General features: G+C 65.8%; 19 protein-coding genes, 1 pseudogene and 1 other annotated feature. Of the genes and pseudogenes, 13 read left to right on the top strand and 7 right to left on the bottom strand.

Translation table 11 applies throughout. The features are described 5' to 3' along the window. The first annotated feature begins 8 nt into the window (after positions 1–8). The 5 genes and pseudogenes from BN976_RS17310 to BN976_RS17295 all read left to right on the top strand — a co-directional run bounded on the left by BN976_RS17310 (position 9) and on the right by BN976_RS17295 (position 7,635). Positions 9–1,273, top strand: a protein-coding gene (locus BN976_RS17310; protein WP_109489618.1) for an IS3 family transposase whose coding sequence is annotated in 2 segments (ribosomal slippage) — positions 9–315 and positions 315–1,273 — 1,266 coding nt in all. Because the reading frame shifts where the segments join, the coding sequence is not laid out codon by codon here. Further along, positions 311–442, top strand: a sequence feature (AL1L pseudoknot). It overlaps the preceding gene by 132 nt. 119 nt (positions 1,274–1,392) lie before the next feature. Further along, entirely contained in the window at positions 1,393–2,307 is a 915-nt protein-coding gene (locus BN976_RS33600; RefSeq protein WP_145977962.1) for a hypothetical protein, read from the top strand. Between the two features lie 67 nt (positions 2,308–2,374). After that, positions 2,375–3,280: pseudogene (locus tag BN976_RS17305) on the top strand (HsdM family class I SAM-dependent methyltransferase); the annotation flags it as partial. Then, positions 3,277–4,500 (top strand): restriction endonuclease subunit S domain-containing protein, encoded by a 1,224-nt coding sequence (locus BN976_RS17300; RefSeq protein WP_062656855.1) that lies wholly within the window; start codon positions 3,277–3,279, stop codon positions 4,498–4,500. The pseudogene BN976_RS17305 and the gene BN976_RS17300, both read left to right, overlap by 4 nt. A gap of 3 nt (positions 4,501–4,503) precedes the next feature. Continuing rightward, positions 4,504–7,635 (top strand): type I restriction endonuclease subunit R, encoded by a 3,132-nt coding sequence (locus BN976_RS17295; RefSeq protein WP_036372462.1) that lies wholly within the window; start codon positions 4,504–4,506, stop codon positions 7,633–7,635. 15 nt (positions 7,636–7,650) lie between these two features. Here BN976_RS17295 and BN976_RS17290 read toward each other — a convergent pair whose 3' ends face one another. From BN976_RS17290 to BN976_RS17275, 4 genes are read right to left on the bottom strand one after another with little or no spacing between them, the layout of a single operon-like run. Further along, positions 7,651–8,280, bottom strand: coding sequence for a hypothetical protein (locus tag BN976_RS17290; RefSeq protein ID WP_131805294.1), 630 nt, complete (start codon positions 8,278–8,280; stop codon positions 7,651–7,653). A gap of 45 nt (positions 8,281–8,325) precedes the next feature. After that, positions 8,326–9,108 (bottom strand): hypothetical protein, encoded by a 783-nt coding sequence (locus BN976_RS17285; protein ID WP_036372458.1) that lies wholly within the window; start codon positions 9,106–9,108, stop codon positions 8,326–8,328. Beyond that, positions 9,095–9,505 (bottom strand): hypothetical protein, encoded by a 411-nt coding sequence (locus tag BN976_RS17280; RefSeq protein ID WP_036372456.1) that lies wholly within the window; start codon positions 9,503–9,505, stop codon positions 9,095–9,097. The genes BN976_RS17285 and BN976_RS17280 overlap by 14 nt, the downstream gene beginning before the upstream one ends. 43 nt (positions 9,506–9,548) lie before the next feature. Further along, the gene (locus BN976_RS17275; RefSeq protein WP_036372454.1) at positions 9,549–12,320 is read right to left on the bottom strand and encodes a DNA polymerase; all 2,772 of its coding nucleotides are present in this window, start codon (positions 12,318–12,320) and stop codon (positions 9,549–9,551) included. Between the two features lie 585 nt (positions 12,321–12,905). Between BN976_RS17275 and BN976_RS17270 the strand changes: the two genes are divergently transcribed. The 8 genes from BN976_RS17270 (at position 12,906) to BN976_RS17230 (ending at position 20,681) form a co-directional block, all read left to right on the top strand. Then, positions 12,906–13,418 carry a hypothetical protein gene (locus BN976_RS17270; RefSeq protein ID WP_230022543.1) on the top strand — a complete coding sequence of 171 codons (513 nt, stop codon included), beginning with the start codon at positions 12,906–12,908 and terminating at the stop codon, positions 13,416–13,418. 86 nt (positions 13,419–13,504) lie between these two features. Continuing rightward, entirely contained in the window at positions 13,505–14,776 is a 1,272-nt protein-coding gene (locus tag BN976_RS32115; RefSeq protein WP_051558466.1) for an E3 binding domain-containing protein, read from the top strand. Next, positions 14,773–15,561, top strand: coding sequence for a hypothetical protein (locus BN976_RS17255; RefSeq protein ID WP_051558465.1), 789 nt, complete (start codon positions 14,773–14,775; stop codon positions 15,559–15,561). The genes BN976_RS32115 and BN976_RS17255 overlap by 4 nt, the downstream gene beginning before the upstream one ends. A gap of 5 nt (positions 15,562–15,566) precedes the next feature. Continuing rightward, positions 15,567–16,331, top strand: a complete 765-nt coding sequence (locus tag BN976_RS17250) for a hypothetical protein (RefSeq protein ID WP_145977961.1) — start codon at positions 15,567–15,569, stop codon at positions 16,329–16,331. Then, a complete protein-coding gene (locus tag BN976_RS17245) occupies positions 16,328–18,262 on the top strand; it encodes a DEAD/DEAH box helicase (protein ID WP_036373117.1) in 1,935 nt (644 codons plus the stop codon). Before BN976_RS17250 ends, BN976_RS17245 begins: the two co-directional genes overlap by 4 nt. Positions 18,263–18,342: 80 nt before the next feature. Next, positions 18,343–18,978 carry a hypothetical protein gene (locus BN976_RS17240; protein WP_036372449.1) on the top strand — a complete coding sequence of 212 codons (636 nt, stop codon included), beginning with the start codon at positions 18,343–18,345 and terminating at the stop codon, positions 18,976–18,978. Between the two features lie 15 nt (positions 18,979–18,993). Further along, a complete protein-coding gene (whiA, locus tag BN976_RS17235) occupies positions 18,994–19,983 on the top strand; it encodes a DNA-binding protein WhiA (protein ID WP_036372448.1) in 990 nt (329 codons plus the stop codon). Then, positions 19,983–20,681 carry a hypothetical protein gene (locus BN976_RS17230; RefSeq protein ID WP_036372446.1) on the top strand — a complete coding sequence of 233 codons (699 nt, stop codon included), beginning with the start codon at positions 19,983–19,985 and terminating at the stop codon, positions 20,679–20,681. The genes whiA and BN976_RS17230 overlap by 1 nt, the downstream gene beginning before the upstream one ends. A gap of 26 nt (positions 20,682–20,707) precedes the next feature. Here BN976_RS17230 and BN976_RS17225 read toward each other — a convergent pair whose 3' ends face one another. The 3 genes from BN976_RS17225 to BN976_RS17215 form a co-directional block, all read right to left on the bottom strand. Then, the gene (locus tag BN976_RS17225; RefSeq protein WP_036372443.1) at positions 20,708–20,989 is read right to left on the bottom strand and encodes a hypothetical protein; all 282 of its coding nucleotides are present in this window, start codon (positions 20,987–20,989) and stop codon (positions 20,708–20,710) included. Between the two features lie 236 nt (positions 20,990–21,225). Continuing rightward, complete coding sequence (locus tag BN976_RS17220) at positions 21,226–21,780, bottom strand: hypothetical protein (RefSeq protein ID WP_036372440.1); 555 nt, start codon at positions 21,778–21,780, stop codon at positions 21,226–21,228. Between the two features lie 231 nt (positions 21,781–22,011). Then, positions 22,012–22,566 (bottom strand): hypothetical protein (locus tag BN976_RS17215; RefSeq protein ID WP_235622066.1); only part of this gene is annotated, 555 nt, incomplete at its 5' end.

Here is a 22,566-nt window from a genome sequence, read left to right as displayed (position 1 = left end):
ATGCAGGTATGCCCACGGAATCGTCATCGGGGAAGAAGCCGACCAGTCGCCGGTACAGCCCGGAGGAGAAAGCCGCAGCCGTGCGGATGGTGCGCGCGTTACGTTCCGAACTCGGCACCGAGCAAGGGACGGTGTCGCGGGTTGCTCACCAGCTCGGCTATGGGGTCGAGTCGGTGCGGTCCTGGGTGCGCCAGGCTGACATTGACGACGGCTACGAACCTGGGGTGACGACCGCCGAGTCGCAGAAAGTCAAAGAGCTTGAGCAAGAGATCCGAGAACTCAAGCGTGCCAATGAGATTCTCAAGAGAGCAGCGAGTTTCTTCGGGGCGGAGCTCGACCGCCAACACAAGAAATAGTCGCCTTCATCGACGCCCAACGGGCAGAGTTCGGGGTCGAGCCCATCATCACCGTCCTGCGCAGCGCAGGGGTGACGGTGGCCCCGAGCACCTACTACGACACCAAGACGCGGCCACTGTCAGCGCGGGCCCGCCGTGACGCGGTGCTCGGGCCAGCATTGCGGCAGCTCTGGGAAGACAACTTCCGCGTCTACGGGGTGCGCAAGCTGTGGAAAGCCGCTCGTCGGGCGGGTCATGATGTCGGTCGGGATCAGGTGGCCCGGCTGATGCGTGCCGCCGGCATCGAAGGGGCGCGGCGAGGCAAACGGGTCCGCACCACCAGACCCGGTCCAGGCGCGGCCCGCCATCCCGATCTGGTAGGGCGGCAGTTCACCGCCTCCGCGCCGAATCAGCTCTGGGTCACGGATCTGACATTCGTGCCCACCTGGGCCGGGGTGGCCTACGTGTGCTTCATCATTGATGCGCACTCGAGGATGATTGTGGGCTGGCGGGTCGCCTCGCACATGCGGACTTCGATGGTCCTCGACGCGCTGGAGATGGCCCGCTGGTCACGCGGAAATCTGTTGCCGGGCTTGAGATGTCACTCCGACGCCGGGTCGCAATTCACATCCATCCGCTACGGCGAACGACTCGCCGAGATCGGTGCGGTTCCCTCGATCGGGACTATCGGCGACAGCTACGACAACGCCCTCGCAGAGACGGTCAACGGCTACTACAAGGCCGAACTGATCTACGGGCCCGCCCGCACCGGGCCGTGGAAGACCGTCGAAGACGTCGAACTGGCCACCCTCGGCTGGGTCTACTGGCACAACACCGCCCGCCTCCACGGCTACCTCAACGACATCCCGCCAGCCGAGTACGAAGCCGCGTTCTACGATGCACAACGGACCGACCAAACCCTGGTCGAAATCCAATAGCCCGAGCCTCCGGCAGAACCAGAGCGTGTCAACTTGTTCTCCTCGTTGCAGATAAGGATGACACTGTTTCCTTTGATGTCCGCAGTCTCCAAGAACTGATGGCTGGCCGCGCACTCGTCATGGGTGACGATGAGTCGATAAAACGCAACTTAACCGCCTCGGCCTGCAGCCCCGCATGGCGCAACGCATGGTTGTTCGCCGCCGGACGGCTGTTTGCCGATTCCGACCACCGGAGCCGATTGGTGATCGAAGTCGTCGAACAGTGTGACTTGGCGGGCCTGTGGCCGGGCTGGCTGTATCCCGCAGGCCCTGAGCTCGCTGCGCACATGCTCGACGACGGACTCGCAGCGAACCGCCCAATCGTTCAGAAACAACTGATCGAGGTGGCGTTACGTTGTCTAGCGGGGCCGATGCCCGAGGAGATTGCCGCTCTAGCACTCGGTCTCACAGTAGCGGGTGCCGCGAATACCAAACACCTTGCGATCATCAGAAACGCAATGGCGAAGGCCCTTGAGCAAGGGTCAGTCCACCGAGCAGTGGCCTTGGCGCTGATCAAACACGGATCGTTCAGTTCACGGATTCCGGGGAGCTACACAACCGAGGAAGTGCAGCGATCCGTCGACATGTGGATCTACCGCGGAGTCGGCGAGAAGATCACTTTTTCCTCATTGCTGCGCCCTCATCTAGCGGAGTGGCTTGAGCACGAAGCACTTCCAGAGGCCACACTGGTAGACGAAGCACTATCCGAATGCAACAGACTTCAATTGGTCCGAACAGACGCGGGCGATTTATGGCCTGTTGTGGAACCAACCCTGATCAACATGCCGAAGCTCCAGGACGTCCTCAACGACCCCGACGCATCCGAGCTTCTTGATATTTGCCTCGGCAGGCTCAACTCCACTGATTGGGCTGCACGGTCTCTGCTGGCGCGTGGCGTTTGGAAACTGGTCGCACCAAAACCGGTGGGGGAACGCCTCGGCTGGCCCACCGCGGCAGGAAGTTATGACCGTCCGTGGCCGGACGTCTTCATGTAGCTGTCTAGCGGATCATGGCCGTCGCCCAGGCTGCCACGAGGAGTTTTGCAACACGCTGAAACCCTGCACGGAACCTCCGTACGGATTTGACTGGAAGGCATCGAAAGAAACAGTCGAGAAAGAGTCGCTCGCGCAGGGTTCCCGGTTTTCGCACGGCCTGCCGTCAGTCGGCGACGGGCAGATGCTCTTCCTGACCCATCTCGCGCACAAGATGCGCCCATCCCACGAGGGCGGGGGCCGCGCCGGCATCGTCCTCAACGGCTCACCACTGTTCAACGGCGCGGCCGAATCCGGGCCGTCGAAGATCCGGCAGTGGCTGCTGGAGACCGATCTGGTGGAGGCGATCGTCGCGTTGCCGACCAACATGTTCTTCAACACCGGCATCGCCACCTACATCTGGCTGCTCGACAACACCAAACGAGCTGAGCGACAAGGCAAAGTCCAGTTGATCGACGCCACCGCGTTCTGGACCAAGATTCGAAAGAACCTCGGGTCGAAGAACCGCGAGGTCGACGCCGACGCCCGCGACCGCATCCTGGGCCTCTACGACGCGTTCGACGAAGCCGACCCCGACTACTCGAAAGTGTTCACCGCCAACGACTTCGCCTACTGGACGATCACCGTCGAGCGGCCGCTGCTCGACGAGGCTGGCAACCTGGTCACAGACAGCAAGGGCAATCCGAAACCCGATCCGAAGAGACGTGACACTGAGAACATTCCGTTCACCTACGGCGGCAACGCCGACGGCGACGCCGCCCGAGCCGCGACGATAAAGGCGTATGTCGCGGCCGAGGTGCTGCCGCATGTACCCGACGCGTGGGTGGATACGAAGAAAACCAAAGTCGGCTACGAGATCCCGTTCACCCGCCACTTCTACAAGTACGTGCCACCGCGCCCTCTCGCCGAGATCGACGCCGACCTCGAGAAGCAGGTCGCCAAGATCCTGGAACTGCTGCGGGAGGTGGAGGGGTGACGCTAGTAGAGACGAGTGCTGTCGACTGGCTGCCGACCCTCAAGCCCGGCTGGACACTGCGACCGCTGTGGTCGATGTTTGAGCGCATCAAAGACATCGACCACCCGGAAGAACAGATGCTGTCAGTGTTCCGTGACTACGGAGTGGTGGCCAAAGACTCACGAGACAACCTCAACAAGACCGCCGATAACCGCAGCATCTACCAGCTCGTCCACCCGGGGTGGCTAGTCACCAACAGAATGAAAGCCTGGCAAGGATCAGTCGGAATCTCCTCGCTGCGGGGCATCGTGTCGGGTCACTACATCTGCTTCGCGCCGCGCCACAGCGAAGACCCCGACTATCTGAACTGGTTGTTCCGATCTCCCCCGTACGCGCACGCTTACGCCCTCTTGTCGCGCGGTGTTCGGATCGGCCAGGTGGAGATCGACAACGACGATTACCGACTGCTGCCGGTGCTGCTCCCACCGCCGGGAGAGCAGCGTGCCATCGCCGCCTACCTAGACCGCGAAACGGCCCGCATCGAGACGCTCATCGAGGAGCAGCAACACCTGATCGAACTGCTGCTGGAACGTCGCCGGTCTGTGGCAGATGAGTTGCTTCGTCGTACGTCTGCTGTGTGCCCCCTCAAACGCGTAACAGCCGATGTAACGGTCGGAATCGTGGTTAATCCAGCAGCGTGGTACGTGGAGCGTGGTGTGCCTGCGCTGCGAGGTCTGAATGTGCGCCCGGGATACATCAATCCGACCGATCTTGTATACCTATCAGCCGAGGGCGACGCACGGCACGAGAAGTCACGCCTTCGTACCGGCGACGTGGTTGTCGTTCGGACCGGCCAAGCAGGCGCGGCCGCAGTGGTTCCGCCCGACCTCGACGAATCGAACGCGATTGACCTGCTGATAATTCGACCTGGGCCCAAGGTAGACCCAAATTTTCTTGTCGCGTATCTGAACGCCCCGTCAACCAAAACGCGGATAACCGAAGGTTCAGTCGGAGCCATCCAAGGCCACTTCAACGTGGCAGCACTTAGGGAACTGTCCTTTCCTGTGCTGGGCATCGCTGAGCAGCGCGACTACGTAGAGCAGTGGCTTTATCGGTCACGGGCAATAGACACGCTGATCGCTGAGACGGAGCAGTTCATCGAACTGTCCCGGGAGCGCCGGTCGGCGTTGATCACCGCCGCGGTGACCGGTCAGATCGACGTCCGAGCCGAGGTGGCCTGAGACATGGCGGTGCACAACGAGATCGAGTTCGAGAAGGAATTCGCCGAGTACCTGGCCGCCCGCGGCTGGCTGTACTCCCCCGGCGCCACCAAGGGCTACGACCGCGAACGTGCTCTGTTCCCAGAAGACATCGTGGGCTGGCTAACTGACACCCAGCCCGAGCAGCTGGCCAAGGTCGTCAAACCCGGATCCGGGGACGCCGCCAAGCAGCAGGCACAGCTGCTTGACCGGATCGTCAAAGTCCTTGACACACCAATGGACAACGGCGGCGGGACACTGAATCTGCTGCGCAAAGGGTTCTCACACCTGTCCGCGAAGTTTCAGATGTGCGTGTTCAAACCCGAGTCCACGCTGAACACGAAACGCAACACCGATTACGACGCGGTGCGGGTGCGGGTGATGCGCCAGGTGCGTTTCTCCACGGCTGATGAGCGGTCGGTGGATCTGGTGTTCTTCATCAACGGGCTCCCAGTCGCGACAGCCGAGCTGAAGACCGACTTCACTCAGACCATCACCGACGCCATCAACCAGTACCGGACAACGCGGCAGCCAAAAGACGCGGCGACCGGCAAGATTCAGCCGCTGTTCGTCTCCGGTGCCCGCGCACTGGTGCACTTCGCGGTGACCGAAGCCGAAGTGTGGATGACCACTGCCCTAGCCGGCGAGAGAACACACTTCCTGCCGTTCAACCGTGGCGCCGAAGACGGCGGGGCCGGCAACCCGATCAACCCCGCCGGTCCCCGCAGCTCCTACCTTTGGGAGCGGGTGCTGCAGCGCGACGCCTGGCTCAACATTTTCGGCCGGCTCATGTACATCAAGCACGAGTCGCACACCGACCCGATCAGCGGCAAGACCACCCGGTCCGCATCGCTGCGATTCCCGCGTTTCCACCAGTGGGAGGTCGTCACCAAACTCACCAACGCGGTCACCACCGAAGGTGTCGGCAAGCGGTACCTGATTCAGCATTCGGCCGGATCGGGCAAGACCGACTCGATTGCCTGGACAGCGCACCGGATGGCGCGCCTGCAAGTCGACAACAAGAAAGTGTTCGACTCGGTCATCGTCATCACCGACCGCAACGTCCTCGATGCGCAACTGCAGGACGCGATCAAGCAGATCGACAACGACGCCGGCATCGTGGTTGCCATTGACCGATCCGCGATCGCCAAGGCCGGCGACGATGTCAAGTCGAAGGCAGGCCTGCTGGCGCAGGCGCTGACCGGCGGCAAGCTGATCGTCGTCGTGACCATTCAGACGTTCCCGTTCGCGATGGACGCAATCCGGAAGAACAAAGGGCTCAAAGGAAAGACGTTCGCTGTCATCGCCGATGAAGCGCACTCGTCGCAGTCCGGGCAGATCGCGAGCAAGCTGAAATCGGTGCTCACGTCGGAGGAGATCGACGACATCGGCGACGGCGGCGAGATCGACATCGAAGCGGTGCTCGCAGTGGAGGCGACCGAACGTGCGGAGTCGGCCAACATCTCCTACTTCGCGTTCACCGCGACGCCGAAAGCGAAGACACTGGAGCTGTTCGGCCGCGAGCCGGCCGGTGGCGGCAACCCGGCTCCTTTTCACGTCTACACGATGAAACAGGCCATCGCTGAGGGCTACATCCTCGACGTGCTGACCGGCTACCACTCGTTCAAGCTGGCGTTCCAGATCGCACAGAACGCCGGCATCGACACCGAAGTCGACCAGTCCCAGGCCACCAAAGAGGTGATGCGGTGGGTGAAGCTGAACCCGCAGACGATCGCGCAGAAGGCCGCGATCATCGTGGAGCATTTCCGCGTCAATGTCGCGCACCTGCTCGACGGGCATGCCAAGGCGATGGTGGTCACCGACTCCCGTAAAGCCGCGGTGCGCTACAAGCTGGCGATCGACAAGTTCGTCAAGAGCAAGGGTTATGGATACGGCACCCTGGTGGCGTTCTCGGGGTCCGTGCAGGATCCCGAGTCGGGGTCCGAGGACTTCACTGAGGCGTCGATGAACCCGGGCGTACACGATCTGCGGACAGCGTTTCGCGGCGATCAGTGCCGGGTGATGATCGTGGCCAACAAGTTTCAGACCGGATTCGATCAGCCGCTGCTGTGCGCGATGTACGTCGACCGTCGACTGCCCAGTGTCACCGCGGTGCAGACTCTGTCACGGCTGAACCGCACCTACCGCACCCCGTCGGGGATCCAGAAGACCGCTGCGCTGACTCAGGTTGTTGATTTCGTCAACGAGCCCGCCGCGATCCGCGAGGCCTTCGAGCCGTACTACACCGACGCCTACCTGGAGACCACCACCGACCCGAACCTGGTGCACGACCTGTCAGCCAAGCTCGACACCGCCGCCATCTACACCCCCGATGAGATCGACGCTTGCGTAGATGCACACTTCCGCGGCCAGCACGGCAAGCTGTCGGCGGCGGTAGAGCCTGGCCGCAAACGATTCGCGGACCTGTATCAGTCGGCGTTGATCGACAACGGCGGCGAGGGCGATAAGGCGGCGCTGGCTGAGCTGGACCTGTTTCGCAAGGATGTCGGTTCGTTCGTGCGCCTGTATGACTTCATGAGCCAGATCATCAATTACGGTGACCCTGCGCTGGAGAAGAAACAGATCTATCTGCGTCTGCTAGAGCCCAAGATTCGGCCGGAAAATTACACCGCGGCGATCGACCTGTCCGATGTGGTCCTCAAGCAGGTCAAGCAGATCGACCGCGGCAAGACCGACATCAGCCTCGGCTCACGCATCGGCCTGACCGGCATGACCGGCGTCGGGTCCGGCGAGACACGCGACCCGACGATGGTGGCGTTCCAGCAGGTGCTCGACCGGCTCAACGACCTGTTCGGTTCCGAAGACTTCACCCAATCCCAAAAGGTGTCGTTCCTGGAGGCGTTGCTGCGGTCGCTGCTCGACGATGCCGCGCTGGTGCAGCAGGCGAAAGTGAACTCCACCAAGCAGTTTGTGGAGTCACCGGACTTCGACGATGCGGTGACCGGTGCGGTGGCCGACAACCAGGGCGCCCACGAGAAGATGAGCGATTATTTCTTCACCAACGCCCCCGGCCGTGTCCGCCTGATCTCCGACATCGCGAAGTGGTTTCACCGGGTGGTCGCCGACGAGAGCGGTGCAGCCAGCGCCGAGACGTGACAACAGCGGCCAGGATCAGTCCGCCGCGATCGGATCCGCCTGGCCCGCCGCCAACGCGGCGGCCACCGCTTCGTCGACCCCCGTGCCCTGTCCCAGCACGCAGACGCTGATCAACGCTTCGCATGCGTTGCCGGGGATCCAGTAGCCGTAGGCCTCTTCGTAGCCCGGGGTGGTCTGGTCGGCCAGCCGAGATAACCGGATGCGCCCACCCGGGTTACCGGCCGGGTGCGGGTAGGTTTCGCGGGTCTCGGCGATCTCGGCCGGTGAGGCATCGGCGTCCAGGTCCCGGAAGGTGCGCTCGAGGTGGGGACCACGCAGCGCCAGAATCAGCCCCGGACCGGTCCCGCCTCCGACCGGCCGCGCGTACTCGAATGCCTTGTCGACCCCGTCGGTGCAGAAGATGGGAGCATCGGTCGGGGTCACATCGATTCCGTTGCGCAGCACGTCCGCGAGCCGCGCCAGCGGCACCCCGCGAAAGGTGACCCAGTGATCCCCTTCGTCCGGAGCTGAGTCGATCATCACCGCGATGGACCACGTTTCGAGCGCGGAGAGGGCGGCGTTTGCGCTGATCTTGAACTCGTTCTCGGTGTCGATCTGCCAGACGGGAACGGGATGCTGGGCGAGGAGGCGGGCGGTGCTGGTCACCGGCGAACGGTACACCGGACCGGTTTGCGCTGCGTCCGTGCGGCCCTACGCCGCGGTTTCGGCCGGCGCGCCGTGAGTGCGCAGCATCGACTCCAGCCAGGCGGGCAATGCGCGGCAGGAGCCCAACCGCATCACGTGATGACCGAACATCCGTGTCGGCGGGATCGGCACCGTGACGTCACCGGCGGTGACCAGGCAGCCCCCGACCATCATCTGCAGCTCCGGTAGGGGTTCGAACCGTGTATCGGCACCCTTGTCCGGACCGGCAGTCGCCGGTGTACGGAACAGATAGATGCCTCCCCCGGGCATCGTGGACAGGACCAGGGTTGGCGCGGTGTGCATCTCGCGCAGGTCGCCACTGACCTGAGTGGCCCACGTGCGCCACAGTGTCAACTGCTCGGCGTCGTGCACCAGCACCGCGACCAGATGCGAACCCGCAACATGGATTCCCGCCGAGGCCGTGATCGCCCCGCTGCTCAACAGCGGCTCCGCCAGTTCCTTTCCAACGACCTTGGTGATATGGCGGAAGTACGCCGCGACTCGAGCATTGATCCGCTCTCCGGTCACGTCGAGCTGGCCCATCGCCGCCAGCACGCCGGCCGATTCGACCGGCATGGGCTCCCCCGGCGGGTAACGCTTCGCCAGCTCGACCAATGCGGACGCACTTACCGGGTCGATACCGTCGGCGAGCATCACATCTGGGCCCAGCATCCGCACGGCGGCACCGTATTCGGCCAGGGCCCGAAGGTAGCGCTTCCACACCACCTGCGGTGACCGTGGATCCAGGCCAGCACCCAGCAGTGCGGTGAGTGGGTCACACCCGAGCATCGTTGTCCCCCCTGCGTGACGCCAGCACTCGCTGCGCCCACGTGTCTGTCTCGAGCACGACATCGAGCCACAGTTCTTCGAGCAGGATGAGCGCAGTCTCGAGTGCGCTTTTGTGCTCTCCGTCGCCGCAGGTCACGGCGTCCAACCAGCCGGACTCATCTGCCTCCACATAGAATTCAGCGGCACGCTCGCGGTCGACTGTCCAACGTTCCTGCACCCAGACCCGTATGTCGTGCTGCACGTCAGCAGCGGCGCCCTGCCGGGACAGCACCCGCAGCACTGCGGCGGTGCGCGCACGCTCCAGCGCGGCGGTGGCTTCCGGGCTCGAATCCGCCCACCGCAGCTGCAGCTCCTGCAGCTGCTTCACGTGATTCTTGGCGTCCAGGATGTATTGCATGTTCAGCTCCTCGTCTCCGTTGATCGGTTTGCCGGCGGGTGCATCACACGTACTGCCACCGAGACCCCAGCGGGTTGACGTCGACGGCCAGGAACGCCTCCATGCCGTACTGCTGCGCAACGGCCTCCAGGAACGGCGGAGGTGTGGACATGACCTCGATCAGCTCCTGCTGGATCTCAGCGTCGGCCACGATTTCGTCGTGCATCCACAGATGCACATGGTCGGACAAGCCGCGGCGATCCAGCTCCAGAATCGAGTAGTGCATCACGTCCAGCGCTGATCCCTGACAGAAGTGGTTGGGTGCAATGCGTTTGGCGATGTCCTGCATCATCTGGCCGTTCTCCCAGAAGCGGAACCGCTGGTCGACGACGCGACCGCTCAGCGTGGTCACCGACCCGGTGTACTCGGACTGCTTTTTGAGCGCGTCGATGAGTGCGTACAGGATCGGCAGGCTGTTGCGGATCGCCGAGGCGACCTCTTTCGCACGCTCCAGCGTCCAGCCGAACTGCAGCGCCGCTGCCTTGTGTCCCTGGCTGTACATGTCGGCCAGCATCTTGCGCTTTGCCATCTTGCGGTCGATGCCGGCCATGACGCCGACCGGCTCGTACGGATCTTTGCCGGCGCGCATATCTGCCAGGAACCCGTGGTCCCCTGACGCTGTGGCCAGCACTACCGGTTCAATCGACTTCCAGTCCGCCGAGATCCACTGTGCACCCGGGTCGGCCAGGATCACACCACGCGCTTCGGAGGGGAACTGCTGAATCTCAGGCTTGCTGGCAGAGTTTCCGGTCAGGTACGGGCCGTGCGCTCCCCACGCAGTGAACGTCCCAGAAGTCGTTGTCACGCACCAGACGTCATCACGTGCGATGGACTCGGTGGATATGCGCGTCGCCGGGGAGGGTGTGCTCATGCGCACCATCCAGCTCTCCTGATCCGCCATGACCCCGATCGAAATGCCGAGGCGGTATGCCGCCAGCTTCACCGCATCCAGGAATGCTCCGCCCGGAACGCGCACGGGAACGTCATGATCATCGGGACCGACATGGCTGGTGAGCCCACACAAGAACGCGTAGCAGTGGGTCAGGTCGAACGACAGAACCTCCAGCAGTGGCGCCGCTTCCGGCTCCCCCGCAGAGTAGAGCCATGCTGCCGTGGGGTGCGGATCGACACACGGCACCGCCGCTGCGCCGACAGCGGCCAGTATCGGCGTAAAACCAGCCCGGCGCAGAAGAGATTCAGCCCGGCCTTCCACCGAGATGACTTCGCCGAAGCGGTAGGCGTGATCGCATGCCGGACAGGCCGCCGGGTTGACGTGGTGGGCCAACGCCGCGGGTGCGGTGGTATCAGGGCGCACCTGCACTCTGTGGTGGGCGCCGGCGGCGTCCATCGGGGCCAACACCAGTGATCCGCGGGGCGGGTGCAACAGCCAGCGGTGCTCAGGTGTCGATGACAGCTGTGTACCGTCGCTGAGGGTGTGCCTGTCGATCGGCGCTTCGGTGTAGCGGTGCACCGCACGGACTTTCACCCACTGGCCCAGGTGGTCGAGGGTGTGGTCGCCTTCCCGGATGTCGTCGGCGCCGATAATGCCGCGGCGAGTGAGCAGCCGCTGGTCGGTGGGCAGGCACATGCGCCCGGTGGCGCTGGCGCCCAGAATCTTGATCTCGGGATGCAGTCGTCCGGTGGGGCGGGCGTTGGCGACCACTTTATCGACGTAGCCGCGCACCTTCTCGCTGTTGGCCACGATGCGGTGGGCGGTCGCCAGCTCTGAGTGCAGGACGGAGTCTTCGTCGGTGATGTGCTTGAGCGCTTCCTTGTCGGACTTAAGCTGACCGGTGTCGGTGCGGGGCCAGATGGTGGCGTCGATCTCGCCGCGGGCGGCCAGCACATTCACCAAGTCGCGTCCGTTGCCCGCACGGATGCCCGCCTGTTTGAGCGTGTGCGCGGCTGCGATGGCCGTGGCTTCGGTCTGCTCGCGGTAGCGCTGAGGAAATTCGGTGTCGACGGCGTAGCCGCGTGCACTGCGTTCCAGCACAATGGCATTGACGCGCTGGATGTCTTCTACCAGCTGTTCGGCGTCGGCGGAGTTGAGTCGGCCTTTGCCACCGAAACCGGCTTGTGCCGTCGTGAGGTATCGCGCGGCGTGGGCCATGATCCCGTGGCCGTGCACACCCGGCTCACCCCACAGACGCAGGGTGGCCACGGTGTCACTCATTGCGCCCATGGCGTAGGTGGGCGTGTCGATGTCGGTGCTCCACCAGCCATCGGCCTTCTTCAACCCGCGCGCATCGAAGACCTTGTCCATGGTGATGCGGCTGTCGTCGAGAAGCTGAAACACCGTCGCCAGGTCTTCCAGCGCACGACCAGCTTTCGCGTTGGTGTCGACCATCCGCGAGGCAACCAGCGTGTCGCCGAGCTTGCGGATATGTTCGCGCGTCATCAACCGGTGCGCGTAGAGGGGTGCGATGTCGAAGCTGGCACCGTGAAACACCAGGCGGGCGGCGTGATCGAATACTCGGGCCAGCAGCTTGCGATGATGCGACCGCCGCAAGGGGTCCAGCAGCAGCGCCACGGTGTCGGCGCCGAGCTGGAATGCGACAGATACGCAGGTGATGGAGAACTTATTCGCGTCGAGGCCCCGCGTCTCGATGTCCGCGGCCACCGTGCCGGGGGCAGCCGAGCAAAGGTGATCGATCCAGCGGGCCATTGCATCGTCGTCGGTCACCAGGAACGCGAACACGCTGTAGTCGAAGAGCTGAAACTGCGCGGCGTTGACGCGGGGCAGATTCACGGTGGGAACGGCGGGTTCGACGGACACCGCGGCAGTTAAACACCGGGCACCGACGTCGACGGTTGGTTGTGCACGACACGCGGAATGCACGCGATTGATGCACTCCGATGCATGTTTCTCAGCCGGCTCGCGCGCGGGAGGCGATACGCCCCGAGCGGGGTACGCGCTCCGCACCTGGTTGGCGCCGCGGTAGCGGACCCTCGACGCCGGCACGGTGACCGTGGGCGCTGGTTGCCGCAGCAATCCAGTGATACAAGGACGTGACAGTCAACTGTTTTCGCAGCTAGATCGGCCACACAAGCGCTCACACGCAGACGAACCCCTCCGGCGGCGCCGAAAGAAGTGACATTTACCTGGGTTTACGCCGGTTATCCTCAACATGTTCTGGCGTTTTTCGCAGCTCACGCGCGAAGTGATCGAAGGTGTCGCACGCCGGGGGTACAAAGATCACGTTGCATGTTCTGTTGCACGTGCATCGGTAATGGCATTAGCCTCTGAACGACGGCGCAAGATGCCGGTGTCGTAACCGTGGATGTTGATGAGTTTTCACACAGCTGCGGACGCGCTACCGGTCCGACGGCACCGTCCGCTGACACCCCGACAGGAGCACCAATGACTCTCACCACAGCGGCACCGCTGAATACGGTCGCACCGACCGTCACGCTGCCCCCGCCGCCGCCGTTTCACATGGCGTCGAACTCCCCGGCTGTCTCTTCGAACGCACCGGTCGCCCAGGTTCCCGCCAGCGCACCATCCGCGGTACCGGATACCGCGGCACTGGCCGATGCCTTCGCCGCATCCGCTGATCCCGGCGGTGAGCTGGCAGCGCTGGTGACGGCCGTCGCCGCGAGGTCGCGCACAGCGGCGCAGCAGGGCCTGACCCTGGCGACCGTTGAGGCCGCGTGCAAGCAGACGCTCAAGCAGATTCGGGCCGCGCTGTTGGCAGCGGTCGCCGACACCGCTCACCCCGGCGGACGCCCCGGCGTCTACGACGGCTTCACCGTCGCGACGAAGGCAGGGTCGCGCTCACTGTCCTACACCGACCTCGAGGAGAACTACCCCGATGTTTACGCCGAGATGGTCAGTGTCGGAAAGCCGTCAATCGTCTTGACCTACACCGGCTGACCACCTCCGCATCCGCTCAAAAACCGCTGCTCTACCGCTTTCTCACCGCTGACACACCCACCAGTAACCCAAGGAGCCCGTACACCATGACCGCTGTCCACCCCGTCGCCCCGCCCCCTCTGGCCGACGTCTCCCATCCGCCGGCACTTGCGCCGGTCACGCCGATCGCTCCCATCGCGCCCGTGGTGGCGGCCCCCGTCGCGCCCGCAGTAGCGCCTGCAGTGGCGGCTCCCGTCGTGCCTGCCGTGGCACTGGCCGCACCGGTGACCGCGTCTGTCCCCGCTCCGGTCCCGGCGCCGGTCACGGCCTCTGCACCGGCACCGATTCCTGCGCCGGTTGCTCCGGATCGCACACCTCTGACGGTCGCGCCGCAGATCCACGACACCGCCCTGTCTCCGGTGGCTGAGATTGCCGCCAGCACACCGGCTCCCGCGGCAGCGGCGGTGTCGTTGCCCGCATCGCCTGACGCGCCGCCGGTGTCGTCCGTCCCGGCTCCGGCCCCGGTGACGCCCGCGGTGGCCCTGCCGGTCGCCCCGCAGGTGTTTGTCGGCGAGGTCGTCGCCGGCGTAGTCCCCGGTGCGCACCCGCTCCCGGTCGCACCGACCGCACCTGTCCCCGCTGCTGCTCCTGCGCCCGTCACCGGCGAAGCACCTGCAGCTGCACCAGCGGCGGCCCCTGCAGCTGCACCTGCAGCTGCAGCTGCCCCCAACGCCTCGGATACTGTCATCGCCTACGCCAAGCGGCACAACATCGACCTGTCCCAGATCACCGGCACCAGCCGCGGTGGGCGCATCGTTCGCCGCGACGTCGAGGCGGCGATCGCCGCACGCGCCGCTGACGTCCAGGCGACGGCTGCACCGGAGCCCACGCACACCGAGTCGGCCACAGCACCGGCACCGGAGGCCGCGGCGGTGACCGAGAGCCCTGTCTCGCAGCCGAATTCGGTCGCTCCGGTCGCTCCGGTTGCCCCGGTTGCTCCGGTTGCTCCGGTCGCCCCCGCGCCGGAACCTGCCGCTGCGGCCGAAACGGTTGCCCCGAGCGCTGAGGCTCCCGCTCCCGTTCCGACTCCCGTTCCGGCGCCTGCGCCGGTGCCTGCCCCTGCTCCGGTCACCGAAACCGTTGCTCCGCGGGCGACGCCGATCCCGTCACCCGCACCGGCAGGTGCCAGTGTGGAACTGCAGGTGCCGATCGACCTGAGCGGCGGTCACGCGCTCCTCATCGAATCCACCGACGACCTCGTGGGAATGGCCCAGAACGTGCTGCCCAACTTGGCCGTGCTGAACGCGTCGCTCAAACTCACCGGTGACGGGGCCGTTCTGCTGGTTACCGTCTCCGCGATCGCGACGGTGGCCTTGTGAGCATTCCGACGCTGGCGGACATCGACATGACCGCACACTTCCCCCAGCTGCCGCCGCTGCTCTCGCCGCTCGACAGCGACGACAACGCGCTCGGCATGGTCCCGGTCCGCATCGCTCCCCTCATCGAGCCGGGACCGCTTGCACTGGCCGGCTTGACCGAGACCGTCACCGAGACCGTCCTGGACATGCAGCTCATCATCGACTACACCCTCGCGCTGGCACGGCGCACCGCTGCGCGTATCCAGCGCGGCCATGTCGACTACATCGAGCACCCCCATCAGCACCCGACCAGCGGCGTGACGTGCCTACGCTGCGCCGTACTGGGAACCTCGCGGGATCTGACGGTGGCCAACGCACTGCTGGAGATCCTGACGCTGACCAACGCCGACGAGGAATGGAACTGCTCCTCGGATTGCACGGATACCCGCATCATTTCGCGTCTGCGCCGCCTGGCTGTCAGCGCCGCGGTGTTCGAGGAGCTGTACGGCCCGCGGTGGGGTGAGGTCATGCTGACGTGCCTGCGCATCGAAGCCGCTGACTTCCGGCTGCTGCACCACCTGGTGCGCCAGCACAACACCAGCCGGGTTCTGACCGTGCACACGCGGCAGTCGCTGTCCGCCTATCATCTGGCGACCGTCGTCTGCCCGTGGACTTCCCGCGGCGGAGGGACCGTCACCCCGATGCTGCGCGGCTCAGTCGGGATCCGGTTGGCGGTCGCGACCGCCGCGGTGGCTATCGGTGGACCGCCAGCCTGGCTGGACCATCTGCCTGCACCTGTTCTGTGACCGCGATGACACCTGCCGCCGTGTGCGCCCCGGACTCTTCCGGATCGACCGTCACGGCGGTACCCACTCCCCGCGGATTCGTCGCGCTGTCGTCGCTGAGTACAGGCGACCTGGTGTTCGGCTCCGACGGCCACCCCACCGCTGTATGCGGTACTGCCGAATCCAGCACCGGGACGGCCATCGAGTTCGGGTTCTCCGACGGTGCAACGACGTTGGCCGACGCCGAGCAGCTGTGGCTGGCCTTCGACGCGGCAACCGCGACCGAGGACTACTACCGCAGCATCGACATCGCCACCAACCTGGCGATGCCCGATGGCACCGCACGCTGGGCGGTACGCACGGCTGGTCCGGTCGCCTACCCCGACACGGGACCGACCACGGCCGATCCGCTGACGTTTGGTCAGGCGCTGCGCAACGGGCTGGTCGAATCGGAGTCTGAGCTGCTGCCCTACCTGCTGGGCGCGATCCAGGTTCGGCGAGCAGTGTTGGATGGCCTGCACGGTGTACGGCGGACATTGCCGGCGTCGGCGCCGGAAATGGCTCGAGATGCGTACGCCTCACTGGTCCGCTCGCTCGGCGGTCTCCCCGTGGTCGAGCCCGCCGGATCCGGCACTCACGCAGCTGCGCGCTTCGGCGTCCGTCGCGGCATCACCGCTGCAGCGGCGGTGGATCGGTCCGCGCCCGGCGGCCTCACGGTCGCCGCGACTGACGGGCTCTACCTCACCGGCGGCGATTACGTGCTCAGCTGCGGATCGTGGGGGCGCCCATGACCTCCACGCTGCAGGTGCCGTCGAATTATCCACTGGCGCCCCCATCAGCGGCCACCCCGCGGGCCCTGCGGCACTACCAGATCGAAGCCGCCGATGCGGTGTGGGAGGCGTTCGGCCGCCGGGTTCCCGGTCCGGCCGTTGTCCTGCCCACCGGGTCGGGGAAGACCACTGTGATCGCCGAGCTGACCCGTCGCGATGTCGTGCTCGGTGGACGGGTGCTGCTGGTGGCACACCGCAACGAGCTGATCGAGCAGATGGCCGATGCAGTGTGCGCCGTCAACCCGTCCGGTCCCGTGCCGGCCAAGATCGGCGGCCCACACCGCGGTGATGCGGATGCCCAGATCGTCTCGGCGACAGTGCAGTCCCTGCAGAGCGCCACGGCACTGACGCGGCTGGGCACGCGCGACCTCGTGATTGTCGATGAATGCCATCACGCCGTGGCACGCACCTACCGCAATGTGCTCGACCACTTCGCCGCGATGGGTGGGCGCCGGGCCGGGTTCACCGCGACGATGACACGCAACGATCCCGGTAAAGGCGAACCACCGCTGCGGATGGTGTGGCAGGAGGTGGTGTTCGAACGAGATCTGGCATGGGCCATCGAGAACGGTTTCCTGCTTCGTCCCGAAGGCGTGACCGTCGATGTCGGGCTGGACTCCTCGACGCTGACGACTGGCCGTAGCGGTGAGATCACCGATGAATCCGCCGAAGAGGCAATGCTGCGTGACACCACGCTCAATGCGACGGTCGAAGCTGTCCTCACCCGCACCGGGGGTCGCTCCACCATTGTGTTCGGCGCGTCGATGTTGCACTGCGAGCAGCTCGCGCAGTCGCTGGTAGCCCAGGGGCTGACCGCCGAAGTGGTGGTGGGCCCGACATCGGTGCGCGCCCGTGAAGGCATCTACCGGCGGTTCCGCGCCGGGGCCACACAGGTTCTGGTGACCGTCGATGTGCTCACCGAGGGCGCGGACTTCCCCCGGTGCGAGGTCGTCGTACTGGCGCGGCCCACACGCAGCCAGCCTCGCCTGGTGCAGTGCGTGGGCCGTGCGCTGCGGCCGCACACGTTCGAAGACGGCACTGTCAAAGAGAACGCCCTCGTGATCGATCTGGTCGGTGCCGGATCGCTCGGGCTGATCGTCAAGACCAGGCTCGACGCTGAGGTCCGCGAGGAAACGGATCGGGGCCTGGGTTGTGGGTGCGCCCAGCCGTGCGCGGGCACCAGCTGTGTGCTGTCGTGCACCGGGCAGGGATGCGCCTGCCAGTGCGCCTGCGGTGACGAGCCGACCGGCGGGTCACCGATCGAACCCGAAGTTTCCTCGGTGCCGTGCACCTGTGAATGCACGCTGGCATTCGGGTTGTGCCGGTGCGGCTGCCAGTGCGACACCCACCGGGTGGACCCGCTGCGGACCTTCGATCCGGTCTCCGGTGTGCCGCAGGACCTTCCAAAGCGTCGGCACACTGATTCGACGTGGTCGGTGCGCACCGCGACGATCCGGTGGACCGCACACCCGCGCGGCATGGTCCGCCCGGTGTATCACAGCGACGGCTCCAAAGGTGTGTTGATCCTTGCCGACATGCGCGGCGTGCAGGGCACGGTGCCTGGCAAAGACTGGGCGTGCGGGTTCTACGACACCACGGCGCGGCGCATGTTCTGGATCGGTGTCGATGGGCAGTGGGCCGAACCAGGACCGCGGTGCTACCTGCAGGGGTTCGACCTGGCCAGCGCCGACAAACTGTCCCAGACGCTGTTTCCCGGCGCCCTGCGCGATGCCGCTCGAAGCGAACCCAGCCCGGCACAGGTGTCGCTGGCTCGCGCGCTCGGTGTTCCCGACGCAGACACTCTGGACCGCCGCGACCTGTCCGACATGCTCGCGCTCGCCCAGGCCGATCACTGGTTCCCCCACTTCCCCACTGCCGACGCTGTTTCCTGACCCACTACACAACCGCTCAACCGCTGTACCGCTTCCCCTTTCACCGCTGACCCGCTGACATCTCACAGAAAGACCGACACATGACCGAACTCCCAGAACCTGCTCGCACCCGGCGTGACAACGGCGGGGACGCATTCCGCGCCAAGCTCACCGACCTGGACTGGATCCGCAGTTGCAGTGCCGCCGAACTGCGACATGCTCTGCACGCCCTGTGCTGGCGGATACAGCGTGACACCGTGGACGGGTTCTGCACCGATCCGCAGGTCGCCCAGAAGGTGCTGATCGCCGCTCGCGGAGTCAACACCGAGCTGCGTTCGCGCGCTGCACTTCTGGCCGACGGCAGCGACGACCTGACCACCATGCGCAAGAGGATCTCGTCGTCGGAGGCGGTGATGCTGTCCTGCCAGATCGCGCTGGACCTGCACCATCAGCACCGCTCCGACAACCTCGGCAACGCCGCCGCGGCGGTACTTGCACGTGCCATTGCCGCGCACCGCGTCGCCCTGCACGCCGAGCCGCGGGAAGCCGACACCGCCCTGTGGCGCTCACTCGATGAGGTCGAAAGCGGTGCGAGCCCAGCTGCACGCATGCCGGAATACCCGATTGCACCGATGCCCCCGACACCGATAACGCCCGCACACTCTGCTGTCACAGGGCGCGCTCGCGTCGACCTCCCCCTCACCTCCAACGGCCGGCTCAGCCGGTCCGTGGCCTAGCAGAAGGAGTCCGATATGTCTCTGACGAGTGAACTCCATGACGAGCTGGCCCGCGTACCGGTCACTTTGCCGGGCAGCCGCGCCGCTCAGCTTGCCGCCATTCTGCGGCTGTCCGCTGACCTGCGCGTCGCCCGCGACGGTCTCGTCGTCGAAGCCGTCACCACCACAAGCGCACTGGCCCGCCACCTGCGCCGCGAGATTGCAGCTGTGCACGGCCACCTCGCTGGTGTCACCATGCACAGCGGGAGCGGGCTGCGCCGCTCCGCGTTCTACCGCGTCCGCGTTGAAGACGGTGGAACGCTGCTGGCACACCAGTGCGGCATGGTCGACCGGCGTGGGCGGCTGGTGGCCGGGCTCGCCCCGGCGGTGGTCGGCGGCTCGATCAGCGAGGTCATCGCTGTATGGCGTGGCGCCATCCTGGCTGCCGGAACCTTGCACAGCCCCGGCCGCAACACCGCACTGGACATCACATGCCCCAGCCCCGAGGCCGCCTACGCCCTGGCCAGCTGTGCCCGCCGGATCGGGTTGCAGCCCCTGGTCCGCGAATCCCGCGGCATGTCGCATGTGACGCTGCGCGATGAGGGCGACATCGGTCGGATGCTCACCCTCGTCGGTGCCAACGAGGCTCGCATCAGCTGGGAGCGCCGGGTCAGCCAGCGCGAGATGTACGCGACCGCAGCGCGGATGGCCAATCTCGACGAGGCAAACATGCGCCGCTCGGCGCGGGCCGCGGCTGTCACCGTCGACCGTGTGCTAGCAGCGCTGCAGGTGCTCGGTCCCGACGCGCCGCAGCATCTCATCTACACCGGCCGGTTGCGCACCAGTCACCGCACCGCCTCATTGGAAGAGCTTGGCCAGCTGGCCGACCCGCCAATGACCAAGGACGCGGTGGCCGGACGGTTGCGCCGACTCCTGGCGCTGGCCGACAAAGTGAGCGCCGATACCGACGCGCCGGCGCGGGGATGCCTCAAGGACATCAACCTGGTCACGGCCGGGGCGCCCTGATGAGTGCGGTCACGCGGATGGTCGCCAACGAGTTGGCAGCCGTGCCGATCAACTCGACTGTACCGCTGGCGGCCCGCCACGCCGAGACATCGGCGATGTTGCGCTTCGGCGGCGGCGTGCAGTCGTGGTCCGGCCTCACCGCAGTGACCGCGGTGTTCGGGACCCACACCGCCGCAGTCCGCTTGCGCGGGGAAATCGTTGCCCTGCACGGTCTCCACGGGACAGCGGTGGTGGTGGCCGGTTCCCACCTGTCGCGCGTACAGGTGGTGCGCGGCGGGGCGTACCTGGCGCGCCGGGTCGGTCTCTTGGACGCCGCCGGCAAGACGATCCCAGATCTGAACCTGGATCCGAACACCTGCACCTACTCCGAGGGCGCAGCGGTTCTACGCGCGGCGTTTCTGGCCCGCGGGCAGGTCAGCGTGACCGCCGCCGATGACGGTCGCAGTGACGTCCGCGTGCGAGTGTCATTGGCGTGCCCCGGACCATCCACGGCACGCTGGCTTGTTGCCTATCTGCGCCGCTGCGGCATCACCGCGCACCGGGGCCAGATTGCGGCCGACGCGCACACCGTGGAGATTGTGCAGGTGCGCAAGTCACGCGCAGTCGGGGATCTGCTACTGACAATGGGCGCTCCAGCATCGACGCGGCGGCTTCTCGGTGACTGCATCCGCTTGCCGGGCGCGGTGGGCGCACACTGACGTTTTGTTCCGCGGTGCGTGTGCCGTCAGCCCAGCAGGGAGCTGATGTCGAGCATGCTGCGCAGCTTTCCGCCGAGTGCGGCGTCAGCTGCGACGATCACCACGGTCGACGCCACGGCGACCAAAGCGACGGTGAGCAGCTTGCGCAGCGCCCCGGCGGCGGCCACCGCCACTGCGACGGCCGCGGCGACTGCGCTCGGCGGCCAGTGGTGCAGGCCCGGTACGACTGTGGTGGCGGCGCCGCCGGCGCCGGCTGACATCGCCGCTGCCAGCGCAAGGCGTTCGATTCGGGCTTTCGACAGCCGCATGGGTGCTCTCTCTTTCGATGGTGTTGTGGTCGCCATGCGCCGCGGTGTCACGTCCTGGTCATGGATGACCGTGATGGCGGCGGTGTCCGCAGCCGGTGCACCGACGCGCGAAGATCCTGAGCCTCATTGTTGCGACCGGCCCGTTCCAGTTCCTGGGCCCGGTGCAGCAGTGTGTCAGCAGCGATCTGGTCGGGGGTGCGGCCACTGTCGCTGGATGGGTTGTCCAAGCGACGTAGTCAATCGAACAGGTCGCTCATATCGTCGGCGAACGGATCGGCTGTGGTGCGCGCATCTTTTTCGGCGGCAGCCGCGCGTTCGGTATCTGCCCGGGCCCGGTACTGGCTGGCAGCCTCGGCTTCGGCACGCGCACGTTCGGCAGCAGCGGCTTCGCTGTCGGTCGTGGGGATCTCGAAGCTGACCGTGGCCCCGAGACGCTCACCCCGGAATCCTGCCGCCAGCTCGGCCAGCCGCGGATCGTCAGGCTCGGCGTCGGTCAGGTAGGCGATCACGGTGGAGTGCACCATCGGCTTGCGCTTGAAACCAAACTCGTCGGGCTCGGTCTCCTGCAGGATGCGCAGACGGCCGTGAGCGATGGTGGGACGGATGGGGATTCCGCGGCGGTCCAGCTCGTCTCGGACGTCGGCGGCCAGCTCATCGGTCTGCTTGTTGGGGTCGTTCTCGTAGGCGCTCAGCAGATCGAACAGCGGCGCGGTGAAGTACACCGCCAGGGTCAGTTCTCCGGTGTCAGCATTGACCGGTCGGAAGTAGGTGGGGCTCTGCGGAGCGCTCATGGTCGGGTGTGCCTTTCCTTGGCGGATGATCCCCGGGATGCTAGAACGCCGAGGCATGAGTCGCGGCACGCAACACTATCGGCATCACTGCATGCATCGATGGCGCTCGCTCGTCAATCCTCGCTCCACATGGCGACTTCACCACGGCGGCGCGAAACACAGGCCGCACAGCACAACGGCCCACACCGTTGCCGGTGCGGGCCGTTGTTGGGCAGTCTGACGCTGGAGCGCTCAGCCGGCGGTCCACCAACCGAACTGAGTGATCGCCGCGTCGCGCAGGTAGGCGGTCGCCTGCTGCGCACCGTAGCCCGAGTTGGTGTCGTCGAGGGCGCGCAGCACCTTGGCGGCGTTGTCGTTGGAACCGGGCACCTGAATGGCCACACCGGTCACCGCGCTCTCACCGCGCTGGAAGCAGGTCACCAGCTCGTTGCGGATGTTCTTCTGCATGATGGTGACGTTCTGCACCTGCTCGAAGGTGCCTGTGGCCGGGTCGAGCACGATGTAGTCGACCGTCGGGGCGAGCACGTCGACCTTCTCGTACTTGCTGGCGCGGGAGGCGAGGGACAGCAAGCGGAACAGAATCGGCTTGTTGAAGTGCTCGTCGGGGATGCCTCCGCCGGAGCCGGTCGGGATGGTGCCGATGGCCGGCGCCGCCGACGGGACCAGATTCCCGTTGGCGACCGGCGCCTGGGCGACGGGCGCAGCGGCGGGCTGGGCCACCGGGAACTGTGCGACCGGGGCCTGTGCGACCGGGAACTGCGCGGCCGGCGCGGGAGCGGCAACCGG

Origin of the sequence: Mycolicibacterium austroafricanum, assembly GCF_000612725.1 — a bacterium.
Classification (GTDB): domain Bacteria; phylum Actinomycetota; class Actinomycetes; order Mycobacteriales; family Mycobacteriaceae; genus Mycobacterium; species Mycobacterium austroafricanum.
This window is presented reverse-complemented; position numbering and strand designations above follow the sequence as displayed.

Coding starts and splice junctions, on each gene's coding strand:
- BN976_RS17220 (WP_036372440.1), bottom strand. CDS start 21,780: ATGAGCGCTCCGCAGAGCCCCACCTACTTCCGACCGGTCAATGCTGAC.
- BN976_RS17240 (WP_036372449.1), top strand. CDS start 18,343: ATGACCGAACTCCCAGAACCTGCTCGCACCCGGCGTGACAACGGCGGG.
- BN976_RS17225 (WP_036372443.1), bottom strand. CDS start 20,989: ATGCGGCTGTCGAAAGCCCGAATCGAACGCCTTGCGCTGGCAGCGGCG.
- whiA (WP_036372448.1), top strand. CDS start 18,994: ATGTCTCTGACGAGTGAACTCCATGACGAGCTGGCCCGCGTACCGGTC.
- BN976_RS17295 (WP_036372462.1), top strand. CDS start 4,504: ATGGCGGTGCACAACGAGATCGAGTTCGAGAAGGAATTCGCCGAGTAC.
- BN976_RS17280 (WP_036372456.1), bottom strand. CDS start 9,505: ATGCAATACATCCTGGACGCCAAGAATCACGTGAAGCAGCTGCAGGAG.
- BN976_RS32115 (WP_051558466.1), top strand. CDS start 13,505: ATGACCGCTGTCCACCCCGTCGCCCCGCCCCCTCTGGCCGACGTCTCC.
- BN976_RS17270 (WP_230022543.1), top strand. CDS start 12,906: ATGACTCTCACCACAGCGGCACCGCTGAATACGGTCGCACCGACCGTC.
- BN976_RS33600 (WP_145977962.1), top strand. CDS start 1,393: ATGGGTGACGATGAGTCGATAAAACGCAACTTAACCGCCTCGGCCTGC.
- BN976_RS17245 (WP_036373117.1), top strand. CDS start 16,328: ATGACCTCCACGCTGCAGGTGCCGTCGAATTATCCACTGGCGCCCCCA.
- BN976_RS17250 (WP_145977961.1), top strand. CDS start 15,567: ATGACACCTGCCGCCGTGTGCGCCCCGGACTCTTCCGGATCGACCGTC.
- BN976_RS17230 (WP_036372446.1), top strand. CDS start 19,983: ATGAGTGCGGTCACGCGGATGGTCGCCAACGAGTTGGCAGCCGTGCCG.
- BN976_RS17285 (WP_036372458.1), bottom strand. CDS start 9,108: ATGCTCGGGTGTGACCCACTCACCGCACTGCTGGGTGCTGGCCTGGAT.